The 7,666-nt window shown below is 75.6% G+C and carries 5 protein-coding genes and 1 pseudogene; 1 reads left to right on the top strand and 5 read right to left on the bottom strand.

All coding sequences use genetic code 11. The annotated features are described in order from the left end of the window. From ACZ3YO_RS25180 to ACZ3YO_RS25160, 5 genes and pseudogenes are all read right to left on the bottom strand, one after another. Window positions 1-147 (bottom strand): annotated as a pseudogene (locus tag ACZ3YO_RS25180) (ABC transporter ATP-binding protein); the annotation flags it as partial. 159 nt (window positions 148-306) lie between these two features. Next, the gene (locus ACZ3YO_RS25175; protein ID WP_465573222.1) at window positions 307-2,469 is read right to left on the bottom strand and encodes a restriction endonuclease; all 2,163 of its coding nucleotides are present in this window, start codon (window positions 2,467-2,469) and stop codon (window positions 307-309) included. 206 nt (window positions 2,470-2,675) lie between these two features. Continuing rightward, entirely contained in the window at window positions 2,676-3,695 is a 1,020-nt protein-coding gene (locus tag ACZ3YO_RS25170; protein WP_465573220.1) for a zinc-dependent alcohol dehydrogenase family protein, read from the bottom strand. Between the two features lie 96 nt (window positions 3,696-3,791). Then, window positions 3,792-4,544, bottom strand: coding sequence for a hypothetical protein (locus tag ACZ3YO_RS25165; RefSeq protein ID WP_465573217.1), 753 nt, complete (start codon window positions 4,542-4,544; stop codon window positions 3,792-3,794). 108 nt (window positions 4,545-4,652) lie between these two features. Continuing rightward, window positions 4,653-4,868 (bottom strand): hypothetical protein, encoded by a 216-nt coding sequence (locus ACZ3YO_RS25160; RefSeq protein WP_465573214.1) that lies wholly within the window; start codon window positions 4,866-4,868, stop codon window positions 4,653-4,655. Between the two features lie 250 nt (window positions 4,869-5,118). Here ACZ3YO_RS25160 and ACZ3YO_RS25155 point away from each other — a divergent pair, with 250 nt between their 5' ends. Then, the gene (locus tag ACZ3YO_RS25155) at window positions 5,119-7,557 is read left to right on the top strand and encodes a penicillin acylase family protein (protein ID WP_465573211.1); all 2,439 of its coding nucleotides are present in this window, start codon (window positions 5,119-5,121) and stop codon (window positions 7,555-7,557) included. Window positions 7,558-7,666 lie beyond the last annotated feature (109 nt).

Below are 7,666 nucleotides of genomic sequence, written 5' to 3'. Positions count from 1 at the left end.
GTCGAGGGCGACGACGCGGGTCTCCCCCTCCCCGTAGACCTTGTTCAGGCCGGTGGCGCGGGCGGCCGCCCGGCCGGTACGGACGGCGGTTGCGGACATCGTCACGGGGAAACTCCTGCGGGGACGGGAATGGGCATGAACGGGCACGGATGATCGTGTTCCGTTCAATCCTCCCAATCCGCGCAGGTCGGAAGTGTCGGCCCCCGGGACGGCGGCCCCCCGCCGTCCCGGCGGGACGACGGGGAGTCCTCTCCTCCCCAGGTATGACGTCCGCCCCTGAGGCGCGTCCGCCGGGCGGTGGGGCGGCTACTCGACCGCGACGCCCCAGCGCACCGCGAGCCCGGCCAGCCCGCCCGCCACCGTCGTTCCGTCCGGCGCGAACTGCCAGCTTCCGCCCTTGCGTTGGAAGGCGCCCACCAGCAGGGCGGTGTCCGGCACCCCGCCGGTGGCGGCCGTCCAGCGCTCCGGGCCGGCCGCACCCGGGCCGTACACCGCCGTGAGGGCCAGCCCGTGGACGTAGCCGAGCGGCAGGGCGGGCGGCTCCTCCTCCTCGGTGGAGACCGCGATCACCACCGCGTCCACCGCCGCCGGCAGCCGTCCCGGATCCAGCGTCAGTTCGGCCGCGCGGACCGGCTCGCCGGGGACGGAGCGGGTCGGGTGCAGCCGGACGGCGCCGTCCGGGTCCTGCGGGTTGTTGAAGAAGACGAAGTGCTCGTCGCTCAGCACCTTCCCGCCGGCGCAGAGGAAGGCCGAGACGTCCAGCTCCACCGCGTCCCCGCCGGCCGTCCGGCTCCGCCAGGACAGCTGGACGCTGCTCGGCCGCTCGCCGGCGGGCACGGGGGTGTCGCTGCCGGGGGCCGTGCCGTCCGTCCGGGCGGGCCGGCCGCCGTTGCCGCCGCCGAGGCGGCCGCGCAGGCCCTGCTCGGCCAGCAGCTCGACCAGCTCCGGGCCGCTCACCAGCGTCAGCGGCTTGTTGCGGATGTAGTCGTACGAGCCCGGTCCGAACCCGGCCGTGGTCACCAGGATCCCCTTGATCGCGCCGTGGTGGCGCACCGTGGAGTCGAGGTCGCGGACGGCCGTGGGGGAGACCGTCGAGCGGTAGCGCTTGGCCTGGATGACGATCCGTCCGCCGGTCACCGGGTCGAGGTCCTCCGCGACCACGTCCACCCCGGCGTCCCCGCTGCGGGCCGTCGTCATCACCCGGAACCCGCGCAGCCGGAACAGCTCGGCGATCAGCTCCTCGAACTCGATCGGGTCCATCTCGAACAGGTCCGGCTCCTCATCGCCGCCCTGCCCGGCCACACTGCCGCCGACCGTCTCCGGCAGCCGGTCCGGCCGCACCTCGTCCAGCCGCTCCGGCCGCGCCGACAGCTTGCCGCCGAGCCCCTGGAAGCACTCCAGGGCCGCCACCCGGTCCAGCGCCAGCCCGGCGAACTCGGGCCGGTCGACCGTCACCGTGGACAGGAAGCGCTCCGCCTCCCGGCCGGTCGCCGGGTCGATGCCGCGGACGAATCCGTTCAGCACCACCGACGCCAGCAGCCCGTCGGCGTCCGCCCGGAACAGCTCGGCCACCACCCGCAGCGCGCTCTGCGCCAGCACCTCCCGGTACAGCGCCTTGCGCTCGGTGGCCGGGCGGGCCACCTCGGCCTCCCGGTCGTCCGTCTTCACGTACCGCACCCGGCCGCTCGCCGGCACGACGTCGGCGCCCGGAAGCTCCCAGTTCACCACCAGCTGACGGCTCGACGCCTCCCAGGCGGCGACAAGCCGGTGCGGGAACCCCTCCGGCCAGCCCGCCGAGGCGTACAGCACGGCGGTGAAGTACTCCTGCACCGCCTCCGGCTGCCCCGAGCGCAGCCGCTCCAGCAACTCCTGCGTACGGGCGGCCCGTTCCTCGTCCTGGCGGCGGTGCTGGGCCACCCACTCCAGATACTGCCCGTGGTACTCGGCCAGCCGGCGCTGCCGCTCCGCCTCGTCGGCCTGCGCCGCGTACCAGTCCTGCTCGAACCGGGCCCGCGCCTGCGCCACGTACTGCTCGTACTGCCGCCAGACCGCCGGATTGCGTGCCTGCACCGGATCCGGCGGCGGCACCTGGTAGCGCGCCTGGTCCGGCATCGGCACCGGCTCCCCGAGCCGGCCCGGCTCGAACGCCGGCAGCGTCCGCGGCGCCAGCAACGCCCGCGGGCTGAACGCCGGCCGGCCCAGACCGTCCGCCAGCAGGCCCTTCAACTCCTCAACCCGGGCGTCCAGTTCGGCCGTCCGCCGGGCCGCCTCCGCCTCCCGTGACTGCTGGTACGCCCGCAGCGCCTCGCGCTCACCCCGGGCCGCCGCCCGCTGCGCCTCGCGAGCCTCGCGCTCGCTGCGGCGCTGCTCGGCCGCCTGGGCGCGCCACTGGGCCTCCTCCCGGCGCTGCTGCTGCCGCTGCGCCTCCGCCCAGACCGCCAGCACCCCGTCGTTCCGCCGCCCCGCCACCGTCCACCCCTTTGCTCCACACCCGGGCGGCTCCGCGCGCCGCCTCCCGGCCGCGCCGCCGCCGCGCCCGCCACAATAGAACGTGGACGGGCGACCCGGCCAAGCGCCCACGACCTGCGGGGCTCTGGGGAGGGCCGCGCCGGCGGCGGGCCGGCCGGGCGGAGGCGCCAGGGGCCGGGGCGAGGGCCGTCCGGACGGGCCCTTCGTCAGCCGGCCACCCGGATCACCGTCTTGCCGACCGTGCCGCGCTCCAGGAAGTGGCGGTACGCCTGCGGCACCTCGTCGAAGCCGAACTCCCGCCCGACCACCGGCCCCAGCCCGTGCGTCCCGACCGCCCGGATCACCGCCTCGAGGTCGGCTCGGCTGCCGACGAACTCAGGCCGGATCGTCGCCAGCGAGCCCGCGTACGCCTCGTCACTGATCCGCAGTGTGGCCGGCTGGTCGCCGACCACCCAGAGCAGCACGATCTGCCCGTACAGCGCGGCGGCGCGGACGGACTGTTCGATGGTGGCCGGGCCGTGGGTCTCGACCACGACGTCGGCTCCCGCGCCACCGGTCAGCCGGCGCACCTCACCGGACCACTCGGGCGTCCGCCGGCGGTCGATCACGTGGTCCGCACCGAGCTCGGCGAGCCGCTCGGCCCCGGCCTCGCTGCCGCTGACGGCGATCACCCGGCAGCCGTGCATCCTGGCGAACCGGACGGCGAACAGCGAGACGTCCCCGCTGCCCAGGGTGAGCACGGTCTGGCCGGCGAGGAGCGGGCCGCCGCCGGTCAGCGCGCGCCAGGCGGCCACCCCGGCGCAGGTCAGGGAGGCGGCCTCGGCCCAGCCCAGCTCCGCCGGCAGCACCGCCAGCGCCTGTTCGTCGAGGACGGCGTACTCGGTGAGCAGGCCGTCGACGGTGCAGCCGAGCTGGTCGGCGAGCTCGGGGCGCAGCCGGCCGTCGGTCCACCGGGGGAAGTAGCTGCCGGTGACGTGGTCGCCCACCCGGAGCCTGGTGACCGCGGCCCCGGCGGCCACCACCTCGCCCGCACCGTCGCTGAGCGCCACCACCCCGGGCCGCGCGGGCAGCGGGTAGCGGCCGGAGAGGATCAGCGCGTCCCGGCGGTTGAGCGAGGCGGCGTGCACCTTCACCAGCACCTCGGTGGGTCCGGGGGCGGGCGGCTCGCCGTGGTGGAGGGCGAGGCCGTCGGTCTGGCCGGGCTTGTCGAGACGGTACGAGCGCATGGGGGGAGTCCTTCCCGGTGGCGGTTCCTGGCTACGGGCCGATCCTCGCCGGAGCCGGGCGTCGCCACAATTCCCGTCGGGGAATGAGGGAATGGACTACGCGTCGTCCCGGACCTCCGCGTACCAGCGCCAGTCGGTCCGGCGCGGGCGGCCGGGGAGCTCGGCGCGGCCGGTGGCCCAGAGCAGGGTCGGCCAGGGGCCGGCGGCCGCATCGAGCGGGACGTCGGGGAAGAGCCGGGCGAGCGTGCGGTGGCAGACGTCGGCCGGGGGCTGCCACGGCAGGCCGAGTCCCTCGGCCACGTCGTGCAGGTGGACGAGCGTCTCCACCAGGCTCATCGCGGTGAACCCGGCCGGGTCGGCGATGCCCCACGGGTGGTACGCGCGGGCCTTTGGCGCGGCGGTGCGGGCCATCGCGACCATCAGGGCGCCGCTCGCCTCCAGCACCTGGACGAGGCCCGCCGGGCCGGCCTCGCGCTGCGCGAAGACGAAGCTGTTGGGCCCGCCCGGGAAGTGACGAAGGGACAGGAACGGGACGTAGCGGTCGAGCGGCGGGGTCTGCGGGCCGAGCTGGGCCGCGTAGGCGATCAGGTCGTCCGCCAGGTGCTCGACGGTGGCCCAGCAGTCCCAGTCGACGGTCCCGGCCGGCCGGGACCAGTCGGCGTCCGCGGGCGCGCCACGCAGGGTGGCGGCGGCGAGATTCAGGACGAGCGCGAGGTCGTCGGCGGTCACCGGACCGGGCGTGTGCGGGCCCGGCGTGAGCGGACCGGGGGAGACCAGGCTGGGGGAGACCGGGTCGGCGGTGGCATCGGGCACGTGGCCGGTGTGCGGCTCGGGAGCTTCGTCGATCATGGCGCGACCGTACCAGCGGGGCCGCCCGGCCTGTCCTGTCCCGGCCTCTCGGCCGCCCCCGCCGGGCGGCCCGGCGGGGGCGGCCAACGGACGCTCCCTCCGCGGCTCCTACGCCGACAGGGCGTCGGTCAGGCCGGCGAGGATCAGCAGCGCGGCCCGCAGAGCGCCCACCGGAACCTCGACGGTCCGCAGCGCGTCGAGGGCGTCCGCAGCCTGCTCGGCGACGCTGCTGCTCCACGACTGGGTCAACTCAGCGGCCGGCGGCCTCTGTTCGGTCCGACCGGCGACGACGTGCAGGACTCGGGGCTGGTTCGTATGGCTCATGCCCGGAGCAACGAGGACGGGCCGCGGCCGGTTGCCGGTCATCCGGGTGATCGATCACACCTCGGGGTTCCACGGCGCCGCCCCCTACCGGCGATGTACGCCGGTAGGCCGATTGGCCCACGGGAGGGGTCGTCCGAAGGGGCGATGTGCCCCGGCGGCGGCGACCGGCAGCCTGATCAGCATGACAGCGAAAACTCATGTGACCGAACGTCAGTTCGGAGTACTCCTGGGGCGATTGAGGTCCGGTGCGGTGGCGTTCTGCCTCGCGTCGGTCTCGGCGGTAGCGCTGGTGCCGCTGCCCGCCCACGCGGCCGGGGGCGACCAGGCCGAGGAGCGCGGAGGCGGCTACACCGCCAAGATCCGGCGGACCGAGTACGGGGTGCCGCACATCCAGGCCCGCGACTTCGGCGGCCTCGGCTACGGCTACGGGTACGCCTTCGCGCAGGACAACCTCTGCCAACTCGCCGACCATGTGGTGACGTTGCGCGGCGAGCGGTCCCGCTACTTCGGCCCCGACGAGACCACCGCCGACGACCGGACCGTCCCCAACCTGGCGAGCGACACCTATCAGCGGGGTCTGCGCGAGGCCGGCACCGTGCAGACGCTGCTGGACCGGCCGGCCCCGCTCGGCCCGACGGACGAGTTGCGCCGGATGGTCGAGGGCTATGCGGCCGGGTACAACCGCTACCTGAGCGACACCGGCGTGGCGAAGCTGCCGGACGCCACCTGCCGGGGCAAGGACTGGGTCGGCCCGATCAGCGCCCTGGACCTCTGGTCGCTGATCCTGGACGTCAACACGGCCGGCGGCGAGGTCGCCTACAAGGGCGCCATCGGCACCGCGACGCCGCCGGGCGCCGCCGGGACGGGCCCAGCCGCTACCCCAGCCGCGAAGGACGCCGCCACGGCCGGCGCCACGACCGGCGCGAAGGACGCCGCCACGGCCGGCGCCACGAACCCCGCGAAGAACGCCCGCACCGCACCCGCGAGCGGTGGCGAGGCCGCCGACCTCGGCAGCAACGGCTGGGCCCTCGGCCGCGACGCGACCCGCGACGGCACCGCCATGCTGCTGGCCAACCCGCACCTCAAGTGGGCCGGTAGCGACCGCTTCTACCAGGTCCAGCTCACCATCCCCGGTGTCATGGACGTCGCGGGGGCGGGCATCTACGGCACCCCGCTGGTCGAGATCGGCCACACCCGCGGCCTGGCCTGGACGCACACCACCAGCTACGCCGACCACGCCTCGGTCTACCGGCTCGCGCTCCTCCCGGGCGACCCGACCCGCTACCTGGTCGACGGCCGGGCCGAGCAGATGACCAGCCGGAGCGTCCCGGTCGCCGTCCGGGCGGCCGACGGCACCGTGTCCACCGTCGCCCGCACGCTCTACGACTCCCGCTACGGGCCGGTGCTGGCCGACGGGTGGACCACCGAGCACGCCTTCGCCGTCCGCGACGCCAACGCCGGCAACCTGCGCTCGATGAACGAGTGGCTGGCGATCGGCAAGGCCCGGAACCTCGACCAGCTGAAGCAGGCCCAGCGCACCTACCAGGGCGTGCCCTGGACGTACACCATCGCCACCGACGCCGGCGGCACCGCGTACTTCACCGACAGCTCCGCCGTCCCGCACGTCACCGACGCGCAGAACGCGCAGTGCGCCCGGGAGGCCGAGGAGTTCGGCGGCGTCCTGGACGGCTCGACCACCGCCTGCGACTGGGGCAGCGACCCGGACGCGCTGGTGCCCGGCGTCTACGGGCCCGCCAACCACCCGACCCTCACCCGCACCGACTACGTCGCCAACTCCAACAACGGCCCGTACCTGACCAACGCGGACGCCCCGCTCGCCGCACTGCCCGAGATCTACAACAACGGCACCGCTATCGGCCCGCGCGCGCAGCTGGGCCTGCAGATGATCGCCGACCGCCGGTCCGGCCGCGACGGCCTCGGCACCGCGGGCTTCACCCTGTCCTCGCTCCAGGCGACGATGTTCGGCGACCGCGTCCGGACCGCCGAGTTGAACCGGGACGACGCGGTCGCGATGTGCCGCGCCCACCCCACGCCGACCGCGACCGACGGCGCCCCGGTGGACGTCCGCGCGGCCTGCGAGGTGCTCGCCGCCTGGAACACCCGGGCCGACGCCGACAGCAGGGGCACCGTGCTCTGGCAGGCGTTCTGGATGGAGCTGGCCCGCAGCGGCACACGCACCTGGGAACGCGTGCCGTACGACCCGGCGCAGCCGCTCACCACCCCGCGCGGGATCGACGGCGAGAACGCGGCCGCCCGGCGTGCGCTGGCCGACGCGGTGCAGCGCCTGGCCTCCCGGGGTACCCCGCTGGACGCGCCGATCGGGCTGGTCCAGCGCTGGGCGGGCATCCCGCTGCCGGGCTGCTCCGGCGGGCTCGGATGCTTCAACGTCCTCACCGCCGGCCCGGACTCGGGCAACGGCGGCGGCACCCGGCCGGCCGACCTGGCGAGCGTCCCGCACGGCTCCAGCTTCATCATGGCCACCGAGCTGACGCCGCAGGGCCCGCGCACCCGCACGCTGCTCAGCTACGGAGAGTCCGTCGACCCGGCGTCGCCGCACTACACCGACCAGACGCGTCTCTTCTCCCGCAAGCAGTGGGTGACGGAGCGGTTCACCGAGGCCGAGATCAAGGCGTCGCCGCAGCTGCGGGTGACGACCCTGTTCCGCTGACCACCTCCCCGCGGCGGGGGGGGGGGGGGCCCCCCCCCCCCCCCCCCCCCCCCCCCCCCCACCCCCCCCCCCCCCCCCCCGGCCCCGCGGCCCGGGGACACCCCCGGCC

Source organism: Kitasatospora sp. NPDC022785 (genome assembly GCF_055561295.1).
The sequence above is the reverse complement of the archived record's forward strand: the minus strand, read 5'-3'. Positions and strand labels throughout refer to the sequence as shown.

Excerpts from the sequence above, each read along its gene's own strand:
- ACZ3YO_RS25170 (WP_465573220.1), bottom strand. The coding sequence starts at position 3,695 with ATGCGCTCGTACCGTCTCGACAAGCCCGGCCAGACCGACGGCCTCGCC.
- ACZ3YO_RS25165 (WP_465573217.1), bottom strand. The coding sequence starts at position 4,544 with ATGATCGACGAAGCTCCCGAGCCGCACACCGGCCACGTGCCCGATGCC.
- ACZ3YO_RS25160 (WP_465573214.1), bottom strand. The coding sequence starts at position 4,868 with ATGAGCCATACGAACCAGCCCCGAGTCCTGCACGTCGTCGCCGGTCGG.